At 70.6% G+C, this 22,806-nt stretch carries 20 protein-coding genes; 9 read left to right on the top strand and 11 right to left on the bottom strand.

Annotation, left to right across the window (positions count from 1 at the left end; translation table 11 throughout):
- Positions 1-30: 30 nt before the first annotated feature.
- Entirely contained in the window at positions 31-1,536 is a 1,506-nt protein-coding gene (locus AB0J64_RS24295) for a succinic semialdehyde dehydrogenase (protein ID WP_364030720.1), read from the bottom strand.
- Positions 1,537-1,609: 73 nt separating this feature from the next.
- On the opposite strand from AB0J64_RS24295, the gene AB0J64_RS24290 reads away from it, so the two are divergent.
- The 3 genes from AB0J64_RS24290 (at position 1,610) to AB0J64_RS24280 (ending at position 7,234) form a co-directional block, all read left to right on the top strand.
- Complete coding sequence (locus AB0J64_RS24290; RefSeq protein WP_364030717.1) at positions 1,610-3,832, top strand: protein kinase; 2,223 nt, start codon at positions 1,610-1,612, stop codon at positions 3,830-3,832.
- 32 nt (positions 3,833-3,864) lie between these two features.
- A complete protein-coding gene (locus AB0J64_RS24285; protein ID WP_364030714.1) occupies positions 3,865-5,832 on the top strand; it encodes a beta-propeller domain-containing protein in 1,968 nt (655 codons plus the stop codon).
- A gap of 157 nt (positions 5,833-5,989) precedes the next feature.
- Positions 5,990-7,234: a S8 family serine peptidase gene (locus AB0J64_RS24280; RefSeq protein ID WP_364030711.1), complete on the top strand. Its 1,245-nt coding sequence runs from the start codon at positions 5,990-5,992 to the stop codon at positions 7,232-7,234.
- A gap of 61 nt (positions 7,235-7,295) precedes the next feature.
- Here AB0J64_RS24280 and AB0J64_RS24275 read toward each other — a convergent pair whose 3' ends face one another.
- From AB0J64_RS24275 to AB0J64_RS24265, 3 genes are all read right to left on the bottom strand, one after another.
- Positions 7,296-7,775, bottom strand: coding sequence for a DinB family protein (locus tag AB0J64_RS24275; protein ID WP_364030708.1), 480 nt, complete (start codon positions 7,773-7,775; stop codon positions 7,296-7,298).
- A 67-nt stretch (positions 7,776-7,842) separates the two neighbouring features.
- The gene (locus AB0J64_RS24270; protein WP_364030900.1) at positions 7,843-9,519 is read right to left on the bottom strand and encodes a glycerol-3-phosphate dehydrogenase/oxidase; all 1,677 of its coding nucleotides are present in this window, start codon (positions 9,517-9,519) and stop codon (positions 7,843-7,845) included.
- A 192-nt stretch (positions 9,520-9,711) separates the two neighbouring features.
- Entirely contained in the window at positions 9,712-10,482 is a 771-nt protein-coding gene (locus AB0J64_RS24265; protein WP_364030705.1) for a DeoR/GlpR family DNA-binding transcription regulator, read from the bottom strand.
- Between the two features lie 145 nt (positions 10,483-10,627).
- On the opposite strand from AB0J64_RS24265, the gene AB0J64_RS24260 reads away from it, so the two are divergent.
- Genes AB0J64_RS24260 through AB0J64_RS24245 form a run of 4 tightly spaced genes read left to right on the top strand, consistent with a single transcriptional unit; the run spans position 10,628 to position 14,373 of the window.
- Complete coding sequence (locus AB0J64_RS24260; protein ID WP_364030702.1) at positions 10,628-11,500, top strand: sugar isomerase; 873 nt, start codon at positions 10,628-10,630, stop codon at positions 11,498-11,500.
- Entirely contained in the window at positions 11,497-12,633 is a 1,137-nt protein-coding gene (nagA, locus tag AB0J64_RS24255) for an N-acetylglucosamine-6-phosphate deacetylase (protein ID WP_364030699.1), read from the top strand. The genes AB0J64_RS24260 and nagA overlap by 4 nt, the downstream gene beginning before the upstream one ends.
- Positions 12,630-13,538 carry a 1-phosphofructokinase family hexose kinase gene (locus AB0J64_RS24250; protein WP_364030696.1) on the top strand — a complete coding sequence of 303 codons (909 nt, stop codon included), beginning with the start codon at positions 12,630-12,632 and terminating at the stop codon, positions 13,536-13,538. Before nagA ends, AB0J64_RS24250 begins: the two co-directional genes overlap by 4 nt.
- A 10-nt stretch (positions 13,539-13,548) precedes the next feature.
- Positions 13,549-14,373, top strand: coding sequence for a class II fructose-bisphosphate aldolase (locus tag AB0J64_RS24245; protein ID WP_364030693.1), 825 nt, complete (start codon positions 13,549-13,551; stop codon positions 14,371-14,373).
- On the opposite strand, the gene AB0J64_RS24240 is transcribed toward AB0J64_RS24245, so the two are convergent.
- The 6 genes from AB0J64_RS24240 to guaB are packed head-to-tail and all read right to left on the bottom strand — an operon-like array spanning position 14,363 to position 19,948.
- The gene (locus AB0J64_RS24240; protein WP_364030690.1) at positions 14,363-14,647 is read right to left on the bottom strand and encodes a hypothetical protein; all 285 of its coding nucleotides are present in this window, start codon (positions 14,645-14,647) and stop codon (positions 14,363-14,365) included. The genes AB0J64_RS24245 and AB0J64_RS24240 overlap by 11 nt on opposite strands.
- A complete protein-coding gene (locus tag AB0J64_RS24235) occupies positions 14,644-15,420 on the bottom strand; it encodes a phosphotransferase (RefSeq protein ID WP_364030687.1) in 777 nt (258 codons plus the stop codon). The genes AB0J64_RS24240 and AB0J64_RS24235 overlap by 4 nt, the downstream gene beginning before the upstream one ends.
- 41 nt (positions 15,421-15,461) lie before the next feature.
- Positions 15,462-16,142 carry an SDR family oxidoreductase gene (locus tag AB0J64_RS24230; RefSeq protein WP_364030684.1) on the bottom strand — a complete coding sequence of 227 codons (681 nt, stop codon included), beginning with the start codon at positions 16,140-16,142 and terminating at the stop codon, positions 15,462-15,464.
- The gene (locus tag AB0J64_RS24225) at positions 16,139-17,335 is read right to left on the bottom strand and encodes a sigma-70 family RNA polymerase sigma factor (RefSeq protein WP_364030681.1); all 1,197 of its coding nucleotides are present in this window, start codon (positions 17,333-17,335) and stop codon (positions 16,139-16,141) included. The genes AB0J64_RS24230 and AB0J64_RS24225 overlap by 4 nt, the downstream gene beginning before the upstream one ends.
- A 5-nt stretch (positions 17,336-17,340) precedes the next feature.
- Positions 17,341-18,462, bottom strand: coding sequence for a GuaB3 family IMP dehydrogenase-related protein (locus AB0J64_RS24220; RefSeq protein ID WP_344997490.1), 1,122 nt, complete (start codon positions 18,460-18,462; stop codon positions 17,341-17,343).
- 4 nt (positions 18,463-18,466) lie between these two features.
- On the bottom strand, positions 18,467-19,948 hold the full coding sequence (guaB, locus tag AB0J64_RS24215; protein ID WP_364030677.1) for an IMP dehydrogenase: 1,482 nt from the start codon (positions 19,946-19,948) through the stop codon (positions 18,467-18,469).
- Between the two features lie 489 nt (positions 19,949-20,437).
- Between guaB and AB0J64_RS24210 the strand changes: the two genes are divergently transcribed.
- A complete protein-coding gene (locus AB0J64_RS24210; RefSeq protein WP_364030674.1) occupies positions 20,438-21,430 on the top strand; it encodes a helix-turn-helix transcriptional regulator in 993 nt (330 codons plus the stop codon).
- A 39-nt stretch (positions 21,431-21,469) separates the two neighbouring features.
- Positions 21,470-21,847 (top strand): DUF5319 domain-containing protein, encoded by a 378-nt coding sequence (locus tag AB0J64_RS24205; protein WP_090930411.1) that lies wholly within the window; start codon positions 21,470-21,472, stop codon positions 21,845-21,847.
- A gap of 109 nt (positions 21,848-21,956) precedes the next feature.
- Here AB0J64_RS24205 and AB0J64_RS24200 read toward each other — a convergent pair whose 3' ends face one another.
- The gene (locus tag AB0J64_RS24200; RefSeq protein WP_364030897.1) at positions 21,957-22,592 is read right to left on the bottom strand and encodes a sigma-70 family RNA polymerase sigma factor; all 636 of its coding nucleotides are present in this window, start codon (positions 22,590-22,592) and stop codon (positions 21,957-21,959) included.
- Between the last annotated feature and the right edge of the window lie 214 nt (positions 22,593-22,806).

Below are 22,806 nucleotides of genomic sequence, written 5' to 3'. Positions count from 1 at the left end.
CGGGCCCTGGCCGGTTATTCCACGCAGACGTCACTTCAGGTGGAGCCGCCGCATCGCCTTGAGCGTGGTGGCCAAGGTGGCGGCCCACTTCTCGTACGGCAGCCCGAACGGCGGCTCGAACCCCAGCCAGCCCGCCTGCGAGGCCACCGTCTTGGACTCGGTGTAACGCAGCAGCCCCTCCGCGCCGTGCCGGCGGCCAAGACCGGAGGCCTTCATGCCGCCCATGGGAGCGTCGTAGGAGGCGTAGGCCGAGGCGTACCCCTCGTTGATGTTGACCGTGCCGGCTCTGACGCGGGCGGCGAGCGCCCGGCCGCGCGAGAGGCTGGAGGTCCAGATGGAGGCGTTCAGGCCGTAGATGGTGTCGTTGGCCAGCTCGACCACCTCGTCGTCGGTGGAGAACGGATAGAGCGCCACCACCGGCCCGAACGTCTCGTTGCGGCACAGCTCCATGTCCTCACCGACCCCGGTGAGCACGGTCGGCTCGTAGAACAGCGGGCCCAGGTCGGGCCTGGCCTTGCCGCCTGTCAGCAGGGTCGCGCCCTTGGCCAGGGCGTCCTCGACGTGGGCGGTGACCGTGTCGAGCTGACGCTGCGAGGTCAGCGAGCCCATCTGCACCGACCAGTCGTGGCCCGCGCCCAGCTTGAGCTGCCTGGCCTGGGCGACGAAGCGCTCGGCGAACGCGTCGAACACGGACGCGTGCACGTACAGGCGCTCGATCGACAGGCAGAGCTGGCCGGCGTTCGTGAAGCAGGCCCGGATGGCACCCTGTACGGCCACGTCCAGGTCCGCGTCGTCGAGCACCACCATCGGGTTCTTGCCGCCCAGTTCGAGCGAGCAGCCGATGAGCCGCTTGGCCGCCTCCTCGGCGATCTTCCTGCCGCCGCGCGTCGAGCCCGTGAACCCCACGTAGTCGGCGTCGTCGAGCAGCGCGTCGCCGATCTCGGCCGGCTCGCCGAGCACCACCTGCCAGATGTCGCGCGGCATGCCGAGCTCGGCCAGCAGGTCGATGGTCCACAGCGCGGACAGGGCGGTCTGCGTGTCCGGTTTGTGCACGATCGCGTTCCCGGCCAGCAGCGCGGGCACCGCGTCGGTGACACCGAGCGCGAGCGGGTAGTTCCACGGGGAGATCAGTGCGACCACGCCCTTGGGCCGGCGCAGCTCCGACACGCGGGTGGCCACGGGGAAGATGCCCTTGCGGGCGCGCGGGGCGAGCAGGCCGGGCGCGCGGCGGGCGTAGTAGAGGCTGCAGCCCGCGACGTCGAGCACCTCCTCGAAGGCGTGCTTGCGGGCCTTGCCGGTCTCGTTCTGGACGATGTCGAGGATCTCGTCCCTCCGGTCCAGGATCGCGTCGTGCAGCCGCAGGAACGGTTTCGCCCGTTCCGCCGCGGGCCTGGCCGCCCAGTCGGCCTGGGCCGCCCTGGCTTTCTCGTACGCCCGGCGGACGTCGTCAACGTCCGATATGGGCAGCTCGGCGAGGGTTTCGCCGGTAAAGGGGGCGATGATGTGCCGTGTCCTACCGCTGGACGTCACGTGCATGGCAGAAGGATATTCCGCCCGGCTACCGGCGGGTAGTTTTTGCGGATGCGCGCCGTAGGGCCAGAATCCCTACATGGCAACCTTCGCTCCGCTACGCCCAGGAGATCCACAGCGGCTAGGGGGCCTGGATCTCCTCGGCCGGCTGGGCGAGGGCGGTCAAGGCGTCGTCTACCTGGCCAAAGGCCACAATGACTCACGGGTTGCGGTCAAGTGGCTACGGCCCGACCTGTCGGGCGACCAGGTGAGCGTCGAGAGGTTCCTGCGCGAGGTCCAGGTGGCCCAGCAGGTGGCGCCGTTCTGCACCGCGGCCGTCCTCGGCACCGGGGCCGAGCAGGATCGGCCGTACATCATCAGCGAGTTCATCGAGGGGCCCTCCTTACACCGGGTCGTGCAGGAAGAGGGGCCGCGCACGGGCTCCGTCCTGCACCGGTTGGCCATCGGCACCGCCACCGCGCTCGCCGCGATCCACCAGGCGGGCATCGTGCACCGCGACTTCAAGCCGGCCAACGTGATCATCGGCGCCGACGGCCCCCGAGTGATCGACTTCGGCATCGCGCGGGCGCTGAACGCCACCGCGACGATCAGCAGCATGGTCGTGGGCACGCCGGCGTACATGTCGCCCGAGCAGATCATGGGCCACACGGTCGGTCCGGCCTCCGACATGTTCGCGTGGGCCAGCACTATGATCTTCGCCGCCTCCGGTCAGGCGCCGTTCGGCAGCGACACGATGCCCGCGGTGATCAACCGCGTGCTCAACCACCATCCCGACCTGAGCGTGCTGGACGGCCAGCTGCGTGACGTGGCGGCCGCGTGCCTGGCCAAGGACCCGGCGCAGCGGCCGACGGCCGAGCAGGTCATCATGCGGCTGCTGCGGCACCCCGCGCCCGGCTCCGCACCGAGCTCCGCGCCGAACCCCGGCATCCTCGCGCAGGCCGCGGCCGAGGCCGCCCCCACGCCCGCGCCCCCCTTCTCCGCACCGTCAGGACCCGTGTCAGGACCCATGTCGGGACCGTACGCGGGTCCGCCGTCCGGCCCCTATCCGCTGGGACCGCCGTCCGGCCCCAACCCGTACTCGGGCCCGGTCCCGCACACGGGCTCCGTCGCGCCGTCCGCCCAGCCCTCGTGGCAACCTCCGGGCCCCTACGGGCAGCAGCCCACCCATCCGAGCTGGATGGAGCAGCCGCGCCCGCCGCGGAAGAAAAGCCGGGGCCCGCTCATCGCCGGCATCACGGTGGCGGTCGCGCTGCTGATCCTGGCGGGTGTGATCGTGTACATCCAGGCCGACAAGGGCACGCTGGCCGACCCCGCGCGCACCCCGGCACCCGGCCCGACCAGGTCCAAGACGACCACCAGCCAGTCGCCCAGCCAGCCGGCCGTGCCGGCGACGGGCGACAGGGTGTCGATCCCGGGCGCGAGCGGCATGTACCTCTACGAGGATCCGCGCGACGCCGTCGTCCTGACGTCCTATGAGGTCTACGACAAGAAGAAGGACGACTGGATCGACTTCGCCAGGGGCTCCCTGCACGGGTCGTACACGAAGTACGCCGGCAACTGGGAGTCCATGGTCTCCCCCGACGGCCGCTATCTCGCGACAAGGGGCAGGAGCTACAGCTCGGACGACTTCGACTTCGTCGTCATCACCGACAGGCAGAGCGGCGACCGTACGACGATCAAGACCGTCAAGGAGCCGCTGATCAGCAGCATCAGGGCCTGGTCGAAGGACGGCTCCAAGATCCTGCTCAACGTCGAGAAGAAGATCGGCGACGACTGGAACTACCTCGGATTCGTCCTGATCGACGTGGCCAGGAAACACGCCACCACCGTGAACGTCTCCGACACCTCGGTGCGCCAGACGGCCTTCGGCTTCGACGGCGCCGAGGACGGCGCGGTCAACGTCTACGGCAGCGAGAAGAACCGCAGCCTGCGCTTCTTCGACTCGGAGGGCAAGGCCACGCACTCCACGACGGGCATCGGCACGCTGTCCGCCGGCACGCAGGACATCTTCTCGCCCTCGGGTAAGACGTTCGTCACCAACTGCCCCAACGGGGGCGACGGCGACCACTGCGTCTGGGACTCCAGGTCGGGCGAGCGGGTGCGCAAGTTCTCCTCCGACTGCGACAAGGTCCTCGGCTTCTACGACGAGACCCACCTCTACTGCTGGGAGCAGGACAACGGCACCAACGACGAGGTCCAGGTGGTCGACTTCACCGGGAAGCTGGTGCGCAAGCTCTTGGAGGTGCCCGACAAGATCGACTTCAGCCCGGTCTTCACCGTCAATCCCAACAGGCGGTCCTGAACCATCCGGCCGGGAGAGCCGTCAATGAGGGCATGAAGACGCTGATCCGTGCGGCCGCGACCGCCGCGGCGCTCGCGACGGTAACAGTCGCCTGCACCTCCACGGCCGCGGAGCCGCCGCCGAAGCCGAGGACGAGCCCGCTCGGCGCGATCCGCCTGGTGGCCTACACCAGCTGCGACGACCTGCTGTCCGGGCTGCGCGAGCACGCCGCCCAGAACGTCAGCGCGTACGGCTTCGACGGCGGCATCCTGCCCTACGCGGCCCTGGCGAAGGACGCCCGCGTGGCCTCCGAGAAGGCGGACACCCCCGAGCACTCCACGACGAACGTGCACGAGGCCGGCGTGGACGAGCCCGACGCGGTCAAGACCGACGGCAACCGGGTCATCACCGTCAACGACGGCACCCTGCGGATCATCGACACCGCCACCAGGAAGGTCACCGCCTCACTCAAGCTGACGGAGAAGGGCCGGCCCGGCGGCTCCGGCGACCTGCTGGTCTCCGGCGACCGCGCACTGGTGCTCATGCGCGGCGGCGACATCATGTACAAGATGAGGGACTTCGTCCGGCCAGGTGAGACGAAATACGTGCTGGTCGATCTCTCAGGGCAGCCCAAGGTGCTGAGCACGATCAAGACCCAGGGCTCGTACGTGGACGCCAGGATGGTCGGCTCCACGGTCAGGCTGGTCACCCGCAGCCAGCCGGAGATCACGTTCCCCGTGATCAACGGGGAGGTCTCGGAGGCCGAGCGCGTCAAGCGCAACCAGGCGGCGGTACGCAAGGCCCCCGCCGAGGCCTGGCTCCCCAAGACCGAGATCACGGACGCGTCGGGGACGGTCAAGAAGGACTCCGTGAAGTGCGAGCGGATCAGCCACCCGGCCGACTACACCGGCACGTCGCTGCTCACCGTGCACACCATCGACCTCGCGCAGGGCGTCACCGCGGCCGGCACCGACCCGATCAGCCTGGCGGCCGACGGCGACATCGTGTACGGCACCGGCAGCAGCCTCTACGTGGCCAGCAACCCGCGCTGGTGGATGCCCCAGCCGGTGGAGGACACCCCGGCCACCCCCGAAACCCCGGCCGCGCAGACCTCGGCAGGGGTCGCCCCGGCCGAGGAGCCCACACCCACGGACCCGCAACCAACGGGCAGCTCCGAACCCACGCCCACCCCCACACCCACCATCCCGCCGGAGGAGACGGAGGTCCACCGGTTCGACATCTCCTCGCCCGGTGCCCCCTCCTACGTGGCCTCGGGCAAGGTCCCCGGACGGCTGCTCAACCAGTACTCGCTGTCGGAGTACGACGGCCACCTCCGCGTCGCGACCACGCTCACCTCCCAGGACGGCGAGAACAGCTCCAGCGCCGTGTACGTGCTCAAGGCCGACACCCTGGCCAAGACGGGCGAGGTCGGCGGCCTCGGCCGGGGCGAGCGCATCTACTCGGTCAGGTTCATCGGCCCGGTGGGCTACTGCGTCACGTTCAAGCAGGTAGACCCGCTCTACACGCTGGACCTGCGCGACCCGGCGGCGCCCAAGGTGACGGGCGAGCTGAAGATCACCGGCTACTCGGCGTACCTGCACCCCGGCGCCGAGGGCCGCCTGATCGGCATCGGCCAAGAGGCCAGCGAGAAGGGCAGGACGCTGGGCACGCAGATCTCGCTGTTCGACGTCAGCGACCCGGCCAGTCCGCGCAGGCTGTCGCAGCTGTTCCAGAAGGACTCGGGCTCGGCGGCCGAGTGGGACCCGCACGCGTTCCTGTACTGGCCGAAGACCGGCCTGGCGGTGATCCCGCTGTTCCAGCAGACCGAGTCGGGCGCGCTCGTGCTGAAGATCGACGACTCCGGCGTGTCGAAGCTCGGCATGATCAAGCACCCGGCGAACGAGGCCGGGATCGACCGCGCGATGGTCATCGGCGACTCGATCTGGACGGTCTCGTACGACGGTGTCCAGGTCAACGACGCCGCCACACTGGCCCAGCAGGCGTGGATCCCACTGCGCTAAGCAAGAAAGGTGCCGATTTCGTACGAAATTGGCACCTTTATCCATGGACAGCCCCTCGACACGTGATGAAAACTTTACTAACCATGTAATGTCGGATTGGTGGGGCCTGTCATCCCACAGGCCTCTCCAGTCCCATCACAGGAAGGGCCCACGTGCCATGCGATCACGCACCCCCCTGCTCGCATTGCTCGTCAGCGCGTTGGCGTTACCCCTGACGCCGCCGGCCGTCTCCGCCGCCACGCAGGACGCGCAGGAGACGTACATCGTCCAGCTCAAGCCGACGCTGCGGGCGGCCCCCCGCTCCGCCGCCCAGGACCAGGTGTCGCAGTACGGCGGCGAGCTCGTCGGCGTCTACGAGCACGCGTTCAAGGGCTACACCGCCCGCCTCAGCGCGACCGCCGCCGAGCGGCTCAAGCAGAACCCGAACGTGCTCAGCGTCGAGCCCGACGCCGTGGTCACGACATTCGCCCAGACCACGCCCACGGGCGTCAAGCGCATCTTCGCCCCCAACAACCCCAACCTGGACATCGACGGCGTCGATGACGTGCGCGTCGACGTGGACGTCGCGGTCGTCGACACCGGCGTGGACTACACCCATCCCGACCTGAACGTGGTCGCCCGCGCCAACTGCGTGACCGGCATCTGCCTCAACAACACCGGCACCGACGACAACGGCCACGGCTCACACGTAGCGGGCATCATCGGCGCCAAGGACAACACCGTCGGCTCGGTCGGCGTCGCGCCCGGCGCCCGCATCCACGGCGTCAAGGTGCTCAACTCGGCCGGCTCCGGCACCCTGTCCGCCATCGCGGCCGGGCTCGACTGGGTCGTGGCACGCGCCTCCACCATCGAGGTCATCAACCTGAGCCTGGGCTGCAACGGCTGCTCGAGCAGCGCCATCAGCACCGCGATCACGAACGCCACCAACGCCGGCATCGTGGTCGTCGTGGCCGCGGGCAACAGCCACGCGAACACGTCCGCGTTCTTCCCCGCCAACCACCCGGACGTGGTCACGGTCTCGGCGCTGACCGACAACGACGGCCTGCCCGGCGGCGCGGGCGGCAGCACGCTCTCCTGCCGCAGCGAGACCGACCAGGACGACACCTCGGCGTTCTACTCCAACTTCGGCTCCACCGTCGAGATCACCGCGCCCGGCACCTGCATCTACTCGACGTGGATGAACGGCGGCTACAACACGATCAGCGGCACCTCGATGGCCAGCCCCCACGTGGCGGGCGCGGCCGGCATCCTCACCTCGGGCAGCCGCAAGCCGACGACCAGGGCGGGCGCGCTGGCCGTACGCGCCAAGCTGATCTCCACCGGCAACTCCAACTGGACCGACGACTCGGGCGACGGCGTCAAGGAGCCGCTGCTCGACGTGCACGACTCCACGCAGTACTAGAGGCCATCCTGGAAGGGCGGTACGCGGATCCCGCAGCGCCGCGTGCCGCCCGCCCCTCTTTTCAGCTTTCGGCCAGCTCCCGGGCGATGTCGAGGTGCCCGGCGTGCCGCATGTACTCCTCCAGGACGTGGAACATGATCCACCCCAGTGTCGGAGGCTCCTTGGGCGGCTGGAACCTGCCGATCTGCGAGGCCACGTCGGAAAGCTGCGCCGCCGCCGCGATCTGCCTGGACCGCTCGCACGCCGCCAGGTAGACCTCCTTGAGCTCCTCCAGCGACTCGCCCGCGACGAGCGCGCCCTCCTCGTCGCGGTCACCCATGTGATCTGCCACCTGCTCGCCTGCGAAGTCCCACTGGAACCAGCGCCGCTCGACGTACGCCAGGTGCTTGAGCATCGCCACCGGCGTCCACCCCGACGGCACCCGGCTCACCTCAGGCTCGGGGAAGCCGTCCAGCTTGCGCAGGATCTCCTCGCGGTAGTGATCGAGATATCCCTCCAGCAACCGGCGGGGATCGGACAACTGCTTCGAGGGTTCACTCATGCGCCCTCCTTCGTCGGTCGCATGAGCGAACCGTTCGCGTGTCTAATTATTCGCTCGCTACGCTCACTCATGGTGAATGCTCCGGCAGAACGACAGGGACGATCTCCGGCGCGCCGAGCCTGATCGCGTCGGCCTCCTGGTCGGAGTCCTGCTCCTGCGAGCGCCGCTCGGCCTCGACCCGCTTGGCGTAGTATTCCACCTCCCTCTTCACCTGCTCGCCGTCCCAGTCCAGCGGCCCGGCCAGCAGCTCGGCCGCCTCCTGCGCCACGGCCAGGCCGCGGTGGAAGGTCTCGATGGAGATCCGCGTACGCCGGGTCAGCACGTCGTTGAGGTGCCTGGCCCCCTCGTGGGTGGCGGCGTAGACGATCTCGGCGCGCAGATAGTCGTCAGCCCCCGACAGTGGCCTGCCCAGTGACGGATCGCGCTCGATCAGCTCCAGCACCTCGTCGATCAGCGAGCCGTAGCGCTGCAGCAGGTGCTCGATCCTGGCCACGTGCAGACCGGAGGTGTGGGCCAGGCGGTGCCTGGAGTTCCACAGCGCCTGGTAGCCCTCGGCGCCCGCGAGCGGGATGCGGTCGGTGCACGAGCCCGGCACCCGCTGGCCGAGCCCGTGCACCACCGTGTCCACCGCGTCCTTGGCCATGACCCGGTACGTCGTGTACTTCCCACCGGCGATCATCACCAGGCCCGGCACCGGGTGCGTCACCACGTGCTCCCTGGACAGCTTGGACGTCTCGTCGGACTCGCCCGACAGCAGCGGCCGCAGCCCCGCGTAGACGCCTTCGACGTCGTCACGGGTCAGGGGGACGGACAGGACGGCGTTCACGTGGTCGAGCAGGTAGTCGATGTCCGTGCGGGAGGCGGCCGGGTGAACCTTGTCGAGCGTCCAGTCCGTGTCGGTGGTGCCGATGATCCAGTGGCGGCCCCAGGGGATCACGAAGAGCACCGACTTCTCCGTACGCAGGATGATCCCGGTCAGCGAGTGGATCCGGTCCCTGGGCACCACGAGGTGGATGCCCTTGGAGGCGCGTACGTGGATCTGGCCGCGGCCGCCGACGAGCTGCTGGATGTCGTCGGTCCAGACGCCGGTGGCGTTCACCACCTGCTGGGCGCGTACCTCCAGCTCGTCGCCGAGCTCCAGGTCGCGCACGCGCACACCGGTGACCCGCTCGCCCTCCCGCAGGAACCCCACCACCTGTGCCCGCGGCGCGACGAGGGCGCCGTAGGTCGCGGCGGTGCGCAGCAGGGTCGTCACGTAACGGGCGTCGTCCACCTGCGCGTCCCAGTACTGGACGGCGCCGGTGAAGGCGGTCTTCTTGAGCGCCGGGGCCAGCCGCAGCGCCCGCGACCTGGACAGGTGCCGGTGGCCCGGCACGCCGCGGGCGATCCCGGTCGCCAGGCCGAGCGTGTCATAGAGCGCCACGCCCGCGCCGACGTACGGCCGCTCCCACGCGAAGTGGGTCAGCGGGAAGAGGAACGGCACCGGCCTGACCAGGTGCGGCGCGATCCGCTGCAGCAGCAGCGCGCGCTCCTGCAGGGCCTCGCGCACCAGCTCGAAGTTGAGCTGCTCCAGGTAGCGCAGGCCGCCGTGGATGAGCTTGGACGAGCGGGAGGACGTGCCGGAGGCGAAGTCCCTGGCCTCGACCAGCGCCACGTCGAGCCCCCGGGTGGCGGCGTCGAGCGCGATCCCCGCCCCCACGACGCCGCCGCCCACCACGACCACGTCGAAGTCCTGCGCGGCCATGCGCTCCAGCGCCTCGGTCCGCTCCGCGGGCCCGAGCCGAGCCACACACCTTCCCGGCGTCATATCTCCCCCTGGTACGGCTTTGTCGCCTGCGCTCCATACCTACCCTCGGGCCCCTCGCCCTGTAACGCCACCGCCCAAGTGCGGCCCCCCGCACGCGTCCAGCCCTGGCCCCAAGGGACGGCCGCCGGGTCAGGCGCGGACGACCTTCACCCCGGCGTCCGTCAGCTCCCCGGCCAGCGCGTCGGAGAGCTGATCATCCGTGACCAGCGTGTCGATCTGGCCGATCGGGCAGATCCGCGAGAACGCCCGCTTGCCGATCTTGGAGGAGTCGGCCACCACGACGACCTGCGCCGCCCGGCTGATCAGCAGGTGGTTGACGCTGGCCTCCCCTTCGTGGTGCGCCGAGGCCCCCACCTCGACGTCCAGCGCGTCCACCCCCAGGAACGCCACGTCCAGCGTCACCTGCTCGAGCACCCCGGTCGCCAGCGGCCCGATGAGCTCGTACGACTGCTGCCTGGCCACCCCACCCGTCACCACGATCTTGACGTGCTGCCGCACGGTCAGCTCGGCCGCGATGTTCAGCGCGTTCGTGACGATCGTGAACCCGCTCTCCAGCGTCGGCGTCGTCGCGAGCGTGCGCGCCAGCTCCGACGTGGTGGTGCCGCCGTTGAGCCCCACCACGGCCCCGGGCGTCACCAGCTCGGCCGCCGCGGCGGCGATGCGGTGTTTCTCGTCGGCGTGCCTGGCCGTCTTGTACCGCAGCGGCAGATCGTAGCTCACGCTCTGCGCGACCGCGCCGCCTCGCGTGCGCATGAGCATCTGCTGCTGCGCGAGCTGGTCGAAATCCCGCCGGATCGTCGCGGTGGAGACGTCGAGCGCCCGGGCGGCCTCCTCCACCGACAGCCTGCCCTCCTGGGCCAGCAGCTCGAGGATGGCGTTCCAGCGGTCATAGCGGGACACGAGGCCTCCTAGGCGATGGCGACAGGGGCAGGTGGCGACAAGGGCAAGCGTGGCACAACGGCACAGGACAGAGCCACCGGTGTCCATTAATGCTCCTTCCTGATATAAATCCAGCAGAAACAATCAATCTCCGGGGAGGCAAGTGGTGACCACCCACACCGAGGCCGAGATCGCGTCCCAGCCGTCGTGCTGGCGCCGCGCCGTCGCGAGCGTCCCCGCCGACGCGCTGCCGCGCCATGGCGAGCGGGTCGCCGTCGTCGGCTGCGGCACGTCGTGGTTCATCGCGATGGCGTACGCCGTGCTGCGCGAGCGGGCCGGCCACGGCGAGACCGACGCCTTCGCCGCCTCCGAGGCCCCGATCGACCGCTCGTACGACCGCGTGCTCGCCCTGAGCCGCTCCGGCACCACGACCGAGGTGCTGGAGCTGCTCTCCAGGACGGCCACGCGGACCACGGCCATCACCGCCGACCCCAACACGCCGATCATGAAGGCCGCCGACAAGGTCGTCGTGCTCGACTACGCCGACGAGCGGTCGGTCGTGCAGACCAGGTTCGCCACCACGCAGCTCGCCCTGCTGCGTGCCAGCCTCGGCGAGGACCTCACGCAGGCCGTGGAGGACGCCGAGGAGGCCCTGGCCGCGCCGCTGCCGGACGAGCTGGTGGGGGCCGAGCAGTTCAGCTTCCTCGGCACCGGCTGGTCGGTCGGGCTGGCGCAGGAGGCCGCGCTGAAGATGCGCGAGGCGTCCCGCTCGTGGACGGAGGCGTACCCGGCGATGGAGTACCGGCACGGCCCGATCAGCATCGCCGCCCCGGGGCGCGTGACCTGGATGCTCGGCACCGCGCCCGAGGGCCTGCGCGCGCAGGTCGAGGAGACCGGCGGGACGTTCTTCGAGACCGCGCTCGACCCGATGGCCGAGCTGATCAGGGCCCAGCGGGTGGCCGTCGCCCGGGCGTTCGCCCAGGGGCTGAACCCCGACGAGCCCATGCACCTCACGCGATCTGTGATCCTTTCTTCATGAGCCTTACTCTTGCCGACGCCAGGATCGTGACGCCCGAGGGAGTTCACCAGGGGTGGCTGACCATCGAAGACGGCCGCATCACGCATGTCGGCCGCGGATCCGCACCGGGTCAGGGCCTGAGCGTGGGCGGGCGGCACGTCATCCCGGGGTTCGTGGACATCCACAACCACGGCGGCGCGGGCGGCTCGTTCCCGACCGGCGAGCAGGACAAGGCACGTGAGGCCGTCGAGCTGCACCGCCGCCACGGCACCACCACGACGATGGCGAGCCTCGTCACCGACTCGCCCGACGGCCTGATCCGGGCCGCGTCGGCGCTGGCCGAGCTCTGCGAGGAAGGGCTGCTGGCCGGCATCCACTTCGAGGGCCCGTACATCTCCAAGGCGCGCTGCGGCGCGCACGACCCGACCCTGCTGCGGGAGCCGTCGCCGCGGGAGTTCGCGACGCTGGTCAAGGCGGGGCGCGGGCACGTACGCATGGTGACCATCGCGGCCGAGCTGCCCGGCGCGCTCGACACGATCCGCATGGCCGCCGCCGAAGGCGTGATCGCGGCGCTCGGCCACAGCGACGCCGACTACGACACGACGATCGCGGGCATCGAGGCGGGCGCGAGCGTGGCCACCCACCTTTACAACGCGATGCCGCCGCTCGGCCACCGCGCGCCCGGCCCGGTGGCCGCGCTGCTCGACGACGAGCGGGTGACGGTCGAGCTGATCAACGACGGCGTGCACGTGCACCCGGCCATGCTGCGCCTGGCGTACGAGGTGGCGGGCCCCGGCAGGACGGCGCTGATCACGGACGCGATGTCGGCCGCCGGCCTCGGCGACGGCGACTACGTGCTCGGCCCCATGCGGGTGCGCGTGGACGGCGGCGTGGCCAGGCTGGTAGAGGGCGGCTCGATCGCGGGGTCCACGCTGACCATGGACGTCGCGTTCCGGCGCAGCGTCCAGGAGGTCGGGATGTCGCTGCCCGACGCGGTCCAGGTGGCGTCCCTGACGCCCGCGCGGGTGCTGGGGCTGGCAGACAGGATCGGCTCGATCGCCGTGGGCAAGGCGGCCGACCTGGTGGTGCTGTCCGACTCGCTGGAGGTGGCCGGGGTGATGAAGGACGGCGCCTGGGTCACGGAGCCCCGATGATCCTCACCGTGACGCTCAACGCCGCGCTCGACGTGACCTACCAGGTCCCGGAGGTCGACTGGGACGGGGTCAACCGGGTCGGCGCGGTCCACAGACGGGCGGGCGGCAAGGGCGTCAACGTGGCCCGCGTGCTGGCCGCGCTCGGCCAGGACGTGCTGGTCACCGGGCTGGCGGGCGGGCCCACGGGGCAGGCGATCGAGGACGACCTGCGGGCGGCTGGCCTGCCCGGCGCGCTGTGCGCCATCGCCGCCGACTCCCGCACCACGCTGGCCGTCTCGGAGCAGGCCGGGACGCGCACCGCGCTCTTCAACGAGCCGGGGCCCGAGGTCACCCCCGCCGAGCTGGCGGGCTTCGTACGGCACTACGCGTCGCTGCTCGCCACCGCCGGCGCGGTCGTCATCTCGGGCAGCCTCCCCCGCGGCGTCCCCGCCGACACCTACGCCACGCTGGCCTCCATCGCCGCGGACCGCGGAGTCCCGGCGATCGTGGACGCCGACGGCGACCCGCTCCGCCACGCCCCCAAGGGCCGTCCTTCCGTGGTCAAGCCCAACCGGGAGGAGCTGGCCAGGGCCGTGCCCGGCGGCACCCCGGCCGAGGGCGCCCAGGCGCTGCGCAGCCAGGGCGCCGAGGCCGTGGTGGTCTCCATGGGCGCCGACGGGCTGCTGGCGGTCACCGGGGAGGGGACGTTCACGGCGCGCATGCCGTACACCGTGCGCGGCAACCCGACGGGGGCGGGCGACTCGCTCGTCGCCGGGCTGGCGCTGGGTCTGGTGGAGTCGGCGCCCTGGCCCGACAGCCTCCGGCGGGCCGCGGCCCTCGGCGCGGCGGCCGTGGCCGCGCCCGTGGCGGGCGACTTCGACCCCGACGTGTACGCCGACATCCACCCCCAGATCATCGTCACGTAAGGAGCCCGGCATGCCCCTCGCCGCCATCGGCGACATCGTCAGCCAGTCGCCCGCCGGGGTGGGCGCGTTCAACGTGATCCAGCTCGAGCACGCCACCGCCATCGTGACCGGCGCCGAGGCCCTGAGCCTGCCGGTCGTGCTGCAGATCAGCGAGAACTGCGTCCGCTACCACGGCGCGCTCGAGCCCGTCGCGCTGGCCGCCCTGGCGGTCGCCAGGCGCGCCGAGGTGCCGGTCGCGGTCCACCTCGACCACGCCACCGACCGGGCGCTCGTGGAGGAGGCGGTAGGGCTGGGTCTGGGCTCGGTCATGTACGACGCCTCGGCGCTGCCCGACGAGGAGAACGTCCGCACGACCGCCGAGGTCGCCGCCTGGTGCCACGAGCGGGGCGTGTGGGTCGAGGCAGAGCTGGGCGAGGTCGGGGGCAAGGACGGCGTGCACGCCCCCGGCGCGCGCACCAAGCCGCACGAGGCGGTCGACTACGTGGCCAGGACCGGCGTCGACGCGCTGGCCGTGGCCGTGGGCACCTCCCACGCGATGACCACCAAGGACGCGGTGCTGGACCTGGAGCTCATCGCCGAGCTGCGGGCCGCGGTGCCGGTGCCGCTGGTGCTGCACGGCTCGTCAGGGGTGCCCGACGACGTGCTGCGCGAGGCCGTGCGGAACGGCATGAAGAAGATCAACATCGCGACGCACCTGAACAAGGCGTTCACCGGCGCCGTGCGCGACTACCTGACCCACGACGAGCGCGTCGTCGACTCCCGGAAATACCTCAAGGCCGGGCGCGACGCGGTGGCCAGGGAGGTCAGCCACCTCCTGGGGGTCCTCACGGGCTGAGCCGCTTGCGCATCATCACGGCGGAGCGGCCCTCGACCCCCTGCCGGCCGGGGCGCACGGCGACGTTCTCCACCAGCAGGACGCCGTCTTCGGGGACGAGCACGATGAGCCCGTCGAGCTCGTCCGTGACGTGCACCCGGCCCGCGTCGATGAGCGCCGCGTAGTCGGCCTCCATCGGCAGCGGTCGCATACCGACGACCTCGATCCACGGCGCGTAGGCGTCGTGCACCAGGCGCTCGACGGCGGCCTTGTCCGCTGCTCCTGCCCGTCTCATGCGCCCAATGTTGCCAGCACGCGTTCGACCTGTCGCCCGAAGGTGCCCGGCGGATTGCGCGGGTGCTCGCGCGAGAGCAGGAACAGCCAGACCAGGGCGTGCACCTTGCGGCACTCGCGCAGCCGCCGCTCCACCGGCGGGCTCAGCTCGAACCGGTGCGCGATCTCCACCTCGCCGTCCACCCACATCGACACGTGCTCGGCCATCTCCGCCAGCTCGAAGGCCAGGTCGCTGCGCCCGGAGTCCTCGTAGTCGACGATGCGGACGCGTACGCCGTCCCACAGGAAGTTCGCCAGATTGCCGTCGCCCGCCCCGAACACGGGCATGACCCCCGAATCGCCCGGCGACCAGCTCTCCAGCCACCGCAGGCCCTCCCTGACCGCCCGGTCCGCCGGCGGGTCGCGCGGCTCCCAGCTCGCGCCGCGCCGCCGCACCCAGTCGGCGACCGCCTCGAGCTGCCACGGGCGCAGCGGGACGGCCCTGAGCACGTCGGACGGCACCGCCGTGTGCAGCTCGGTGAGCGCCTCGACCAGCGCCGTGACGTGTACGGCCGTCGCGAACAGCCCGCGCAGCGGCACCCCGTCGATCCGGGACATCGTCACCACGCCCGCCTCGTAGCCGATCGGCTCGGGGGCCAGGCCGGGGGCGTACTCGGCCAGCAGGTTCAGCGCGCGCCACTCGCGCTCGGCCGCGCCGGGCTTGCTGTCCATGTAGCGCTTGATGACCACGTCGCCGGCGAAGGCGAGCTCGTGCGTGTGGCGAAGGTCGGCCATGCCCGCATGCTAGGGCACCGGCCTCTCGACAGCCCCGGTGATCACCAGGGCAGCGCGCGCCCGTCGCGGAAGAACCCGCCGGTCGGCCCGCCGTCCGGCAGATCGACCGCCCACAGCACGCTCCTCGCGCCCTCCGTGACCGGCCGCCCGCCGGGGCCGCCCATGTCGGTGGCGACCCACCCGGGGCAGACCGCGTTGACCAGGATCCTCTCGCCGCGCAGCTCGGCGGCGAGCATCTTGGTGAGCGCGTTGAGCGCGACCTTGGACACCGCGTAGGCCGGCGTCCCCGCTCCCATGGAGGCCAGCGACCCGGCCTCGCTGGAGACGTTCACCACCCGGCCGTGCCTGCTCGCCCGCAGCAGCGGCAGCAGCGCCTGCGTCACCCGCCACGCCCCGAGCAGATTCGTCTCCAGCGCCTCCTGGACGACGCCCAGATCCGCGCCGGTGGCCCGCTGCCAGGTGTCGTAGTGAATGGCCGCGTTGTTGACCAGCACGTCGACCCGCTCATGGCCCAGCTCCCGGGCGAACCTCTCGACGGACCCGGCATCGGACACGTCGAGCCGCCTCGCCTCCACCGCCCCGCCCAGCCCGGCGGCGGCCTTCTCGGCCTTGCGCACGTCCCTGGCCGTCAGCACCACGGTGTCGCCGGCCAGCGCGAGCTGCCGCGCCACCTCCAGCCCGATCCCCCGATTGGCCCCGGTGACCACGCACACCCTCGTCATGTCTCCGCCCGTTTCCGCAGGAAAGTCCGCTCGACCTCGTTGCCTGCCAGCGCGATCGCCGCCTCGTACGCCGCCACGGCCTCCGCCTCGCGCCCGAGCCGCCGCAGCAGATCGGCTCGTACCGCATGGAACAGGTAGTAATCATCGGGCCCGTCGAGCAGTCCCAGCGCCGCTTCCGGCCCCTCCACCTCGGCCACGGCCACCGCCCGGTGCACGGCCACGACCGGCCCGGGGTCGAAGGCCGCCAGCAGGTCGTACAGTCGCATGATCTGCCGCCAGTCCGTGTCCCGCGCCGCCGCCGCGTCGCTGTGCACGGCGTTGATCGCGGCCTGGATCTGGTAGGGGCCGGGCTCGTTGCGCCGCAGGCACCGCCGTACGAGCTCCTGCCCCTCTTCGACGAGCGCGCGATCCCACAGCCCCCGGTCCTGCTCGGCGAGCGGCACCAACTCGCCTCCCTCGGAGGTACGGGCGGCGCGCCGCGACTCGGTCAGCAGCATGAGCGCGAGCAGCCCCATGATCTCGGGTTCGTCCGGCATGAGCTCGGCCAGCAGCCGGCCGAGCCGGATGGCCTCGGCACACAGGTGCTCCCGGACCAGCCGATCGCCGGAGCTGGCCGTATAGCCCTCGTTGAAGACCAGGTAGACCACGGCCAGCACCGCCCGCAGCCGCTCGGGCAGGTCGGCCTCCTCGGGGACCCGGTACGGGATGCGGGCGGCACGGATCTTGCTCTTCGCCCGCACCAGGCGCTGCGCCATGGTCGGCTCCGGCACCAGGAACGCGCGGGCGATCTCCGCCGTCGTCAGCCCGCCGAGCAGCCGAAGCGTCAGAGCGACCCGCGCGTGCATGGCGAGCGCGGGGTGACAGCAGGTGAAGATCAGCCGCAGCCGGTCGTCGTGTACGGGCCCCACGTCCTGGGGCCCGTCGACGGCCTGCAGCAGCGCGGCCTGGGCGTGTTTGCCGGGCCGCGCCGACTCCCTGCGCAGCCGGTCGATGGCCCGGTTGCGCGCGGTCGTGATGATCCACCCGGCCGGGCTGGGCGGTACCCCGGCGGACGGCCACTGCCGCACCGCCACGCTGAACGCCTCCTGCACCGCCTCCTCGGCGATGTCGATGTCGCCGAAGACCCGCACGAGCACGGCGACCGCCCGGCCGTACTCCTCGCGGAACACCCGCTCGACCGCGCCCTCCGGCATGAGCGTCAGCGCTGGATGGGGGCCACCACGACCTCGACCCGCTGGAACTCCTTGATGTCCGAGTAGCCGGTGGAGGCCATGGTCCGCTTCAGGGCGCCCATCAGGTTCATCGAGCCGTCCGCCACGCTCGACGGCCCGTGCAGGATCTGCTCGAGCGTGCCGACCGTGCCGAACTCCACCCGCCGGCCCCGCGGCAGGTCCGGGTGGTGCGCCTCCGACCCCCAGTGGAACCCGTGGCCGGGGGCCTCGACCGCCCGCGCCAGCGGCGAGCCCACCATCACGGCGTCGGCCCCGCACGCGATGGCCTTGGCGATGTCACCGGAGGTGCCCATGCCGCCGTCGGCGATCACGTGCACGTAGCGCCCGCCCGACTCGTCCATGTAGTCGCGGCGCGCCGCCGCCACGTCGGAGATCGCGGTGGCCATCGGCACGGCCACGCCGAGCACGTTGCGGGTCGTGTGCGAGGCGCCGCCGCCGAAGCCCACCAGCACGCCCGCCGCGCCCGTGCGCATGAGGTGCAGGGCCGCCGTGTACGTCGCGCAGCCGCCCACGATGACCGGCACGTCGAGCTCGTAGATGAACTGCTTGAGATTGAGCGGCTCGGCCCGGCCCGACACGTGCTCGGCCGATACGGTGGTGCCGCGGATGACGAAGATGTCGACGCCCGCGTCGATCACGGCCTTGTGGTACTGGACCGTGCGCTGCGGGGACAGCCGCACAGCGGCGGTGACGCCGGACGCCCGGATCTCCTCGATCCGGCGGCCGATCAGCTCCTCCTGGATGGGCGCCGCGTAGATCTCCTGGAGCCGCTTGGTGGCCGCCGCCGCGTCGAGTGCGGCACACTCCTCCAGCAGCGGAGACGGGTCCTCGTACCGCGTCCAGAGCCCTTCGAGGTCGAGCGGCGCGAGACCGCCGAGCCGGCCGATCTCGATCGCGGTCGCCGGGGACACCACGCTGTCCATGGGGGCGACCACCACCGGCAGCTCGAAGCGGTAGGCGTCGATCTGCCAGGCGATCGAGACCTCCTCCGGGTCCCGGGTGCGCCGCGAGGGAACCAGGCCGATCTCGTCAAGCGAGTACGCCCGCCGCCCGGCCTTACCCCGGCCGATCTCCACCTGCTGAGTCATGAACTTACCTTCTGTGATAGTTCGGAGCTTCCACGGTCATCTGGATGTCGTGGGGGTGGCTCTCCTTGAGGCCCGCCGCCGTGATCGGCATGAGCTCGCAGTCGGTGTGCATCTGCTCGATCGTGCGGCAGCCGGCGTACCACATGCCCTGGCGCAGGCCCCCGACGAGCTGGTGGGCGACGGCCGCGACCGGGCCGCGGTAGGGCACCTGGCCCTCGATGCCCTCGGGGATGTACCTGTCGTCGCCGCCGACGTCGGCCTGGGCGTAGCGGTCCTTGCTGTAGGAGGTGCCACCGCGCTCGCGGTTGCGCACCGCGCCGAGCGAGCCCATGCCGCGGTACGACTTGAACTGCTTGCCGTTGATGAAGATCAGCTCACCCGGCGACTCCTCGCACCCGGCGAGCAGCGAGCCGAGCATGACCGTGTCCGCGCCGGCGGCGATGGCCTTGACGATGTCGCCGGAGTACTGCAGGCCGCCGTCGCCGATGACCGGCACGCCCGCGGGGCCACACGCCCTGGAGGCCTCGTAGATGGCCGTGACCTGCGGCGCGCCGACCCCGGCCACCACCCGCGTGGTGCAGATCGAGCCGGGCCCGACGCCCACCTTGACCGCGTCGGCGCCCGCGTCGACCAGCATCTGCGCCCCGGCCCTGGTCGCGATGTTGCCCGCGACGACCTCGACCCTGCTGTTGGCCTTGATCTTGCCGACCATGTCGGCCAGGCCCTTGGAGTGACCGTGGGCCACGTCGATGACCACCACATCGACCCCGGCCTCGATCAGCGCCTTGGCCCGCAGCTCGGCGTCGCCGCCGACGCCGATGGCCGCCCCCACGATCAACCGGCCATCGGCGTCCTTGGTGGAGAGCGGGTACTGCTCGCTCTTGGTGAAGTCCTTGACCGTGATCAGGCCGCGCAGCCTGCCGTCGGAGTCGACCAGGGGCAGCTTCTCGATCTTGTTCTGCCGGAGCAGGGCGAACGCCTCATCACGCGACACGCCCACCGGGGCGGTGACGAGCGGCATCTTGGTCATGACCTCGTGTACGAGGCGCGAGTGGTCCGTCTCGAAGCGCATGTCGCGGTTTGTCACAATGCCCAGCAGCGTGCCGTCCACGTCCGTCACGGGCACACCCGAGATCCGGTACGTGGCGCAGAGCCGCTCGACGTCGGCCAGCGTGTCGTCCGGGCTGCAGGTCACCGGGTTGGTGACCATGCCGGCCTCGGACCGCTTGACCAGGTCGACCTGCTGGGCCTGCTCGTCGACCGACAGGTTGCGGTGGAGGACGCCGATGCCGCCCTGGCGGGCCATGGCGACCGCCATGCGGGCCTCGGTGACGGTGTCCATGGCCGCGGAGACCAGCGGGATGGAGAGCGTGATGTTGCGGGACAGGCGCGAGCTGGTGTCGGCCTCACCCGGCTGCAAGTCTGAATACGCGGGCACCAGCAGCACGTCATCGAAGGTCAAACCTGTTTCGGTGAACTTGGACATGCTGCGGCCCCCTCCTGCCGTTGCGCTGATTGAGCCAAGTCTAGGCCCTGCCTCCAAACCGCGTCGCAGCACCCATGGCCCCACCTACCTCGGTTGCTTCCCACGTATGGACATGAGGATGCCGGGGGCACGATGACCCCCACGGTCCGTCGTACCCCCGGCATGAAAAGTGCCGGGGGATGGGCCGGTCGGTGATCCGTCCCATCCCCCGGCCACCGGCATCCGGGTGTGGCGGCGCTCACGCCACCGAACCCCCCTCCGCGTCCTGATGGCCGGTGCCACCGCAGCCCTCGCAGGATGCCGACGCTAGGTAAAGGGTGCGTTACGGAACGGAACAGCGCAATGCGAAAACGTGCAAGTTCATGAAGTTGCACTTCGCCCCCGCCAGTCAGGGCAACGGGGGGACACGAGCGTATTGCGGGGTTATTCTCACGGCACGCCCGTGTCCCCCCGACGGAGCCGCCCCACATGCGCAACCAGTCGCCTCCAGTGTCTGATCCCTTCGAGACACTGGGCCTAGACCCGGCACAGACCGCGCTGTACTCCGCGGTGCTGCGCCTGCATCGAGCGACCATCACCGATCTCGCCCTGGCCATGGACGGTCCCGTCGAGAAGGTCGGCCGCCAGCTCGACGACCTCGTCAAGCTGGGCGTGATCGACGAGCAGTCGGGGGAATACCTGGCCAGACACCCCGCGGCGGCCCTGGGCCGGGTGATCGCCGAGCGGCTCGACCGGCTGGCGGAGGAGAGCCGCAGGATCGACACCGCGTTCGGCTCGATCCGGTCGCTGATCCGCGACTACGACGCCGGGCGCGACTACCAGAGCGGCACCTTCACGGTGGAGATGGTGAACGGGGCGGACGTGCTGTACGAGAGCGTGGTCGGCCTTGCCGTACAGTCCCCGCCGACGGAATTGATGACCGCACTTCCGGACGAGCGCACCATGACCGACTTTGCCCGGAAATTTGCGGATACGTGGATTGATGCGCAGAAACGAGAGCTTCTGGCGGTCCATGCGATCGTGCCGGTGTCCACCCTGGTGCTGCCCGGCGTACGCGATCAGCTCACCCGCCTGCTCGACGCCGGCGGCAAGGTACGCACGCTGGACCGGGTGCCGAGCTGGTTCATGACGGCCGGGTCGGAGGTCGCCGGGCTGCCCCCGTTCTGGGGCGGCAACCTGCCCGATCATGCGTACAACTTCTATCTTGTACGCACGCCCGTCGTCGTGGGCCTGCTGCGAACCCTGTTCAGGGAGCTGTGGGCCAGGGCCGTGCCGCTGCCGTGGGGCGGCCGCAGGAGCGAGGGGATGGTCCAGGTTCTCCGCCTGGCAGCCCAGGGCATGTGCGACGACTCCATAGCCCGCCAGCTAGGTGTTTCGGTCCGTACGGTCAGGGCGAGATTCGCGGACGCCATGACGGAATTGGGCGCTCAATCCCGCTTCCACGCAGGCGTGGAAGCCGCCAGACGCGGATGGCTGAGGTAATGTCCACCGCTCGGGCCGCTTCGGTCATATGGTGGGAAGGTGCTGGAAGACGTCCCCCGCGACCCGTTCGCGGACGACCCGAACGACCCTTCCTCGGCGATGGGCGCGCTCGACGACGCCGAGCCACTCACCGCGGCCGAGCGTGACGAGGCCATCACGGACCTCGCTGACGTCGAGGTCTTTCGCTCCCTGCTCGAACCGCAGGGAGTGCTGGGTCTCGTACTCGACTGCCCTGAATGCGGCGAGCAGCACTTCTTCGACTGGGAGCTGCTGCGCGGCAACCTACGACAAATGATCGAAAAGGGCCAGCCGCAGGTCCACGAGCCGGCCTTTCACCCGGACCCGGCCGACTACGTCAGCTGGGAGTACGCCAGAGGCTATGTCGACGGCGTCATCGACACGGAGGAGCGCCGCTGACCGACATCATCGAGCAGCGCGGCCAGCAGCCGCGCCGCTGGATCGCCTGAGTCAGGCATCTCTCCACGACCGAGCGCATCGAGCAGCGCGTCGGTCTCTTCCTCTGGCGTCAAGCCGACTCCAGCTCGGCCATCTGCCGCAACCTGGCCAGCGCCCGATGCTGGGCGACGCGGACCGCACCCGGTGACATACCGAGTACATTACCGGTCTCCTCGGCAGACAACCCCGACACCACCCGCAACAGCAGCAACTCGCGCTGATTCTGGGGCAGCCGGGCCAGCAGCCGCCGCGCGTGCTCGACCTCGATGTAGCGGACCACCGTCTCCTCGGGCCCCGGCCCGTCGTCCGGGCCGTCGGGCAGATCCTGAGTAGGTACGGCCGAGCGCACCGAACTCCGCAGCGCGTCAGCCACTTTGTGCGAGGCGATCCCGAACACGAAGGAGGCGAACGGCCGCCCCATGTCCCGGTATCGCGGCAGCGCGGACAGGACCGCGATGCACACCTCCTGGGCTACGTCATCGGCAATGTGATATTGCCCTGAAACCCTGCCCAGCCGGGCGCGGCAATACCGCACCACCATCGGACGCAACTCACCGAGCAGGGATTCGATCGCACTGCGATCCCCCTGCACGGCGAGGCTCGTCAGTTCCCTAAGGTCGGAGTCATCCGTCCGTGCCGGAAGTCTCGACGCGAGCCTTACCCCAATTTTGGCGTCGGCGACGCTTCCCTCGCTCACGATAGGCATGATGCCCGCACTGATCCGGCCTGTCGTCATGGCGAACGGCTACGGATTGGTCACATTGAAGCGACGATAACCAACAGTAATCAATTGACCACACTAAGCCTTAACTGCTGACATAATGTTTCATCCCATAACCCGGAATGTACGACAATTGTCAGACCGCAGACGCTTATCCCCCACTCCCGGTTTACTCCAATATTCCACCTTTTCCCCCACT

The sequence above is a fragment of the Nonomuraea sp. NPDC049695 genome (genome assembly GCF_040674955.1).
In the GTDB taxonomy this organism is placed as follows: Bacteria; Actinomycetota; Actinomycetes; order Streptosporangiales; family Streptosporangiaceae; genus Nonomuraea; species Nonomuraea helvata.
This window is presented reverse-complemented; position numbering and strand designations above follow the sequence as displayed.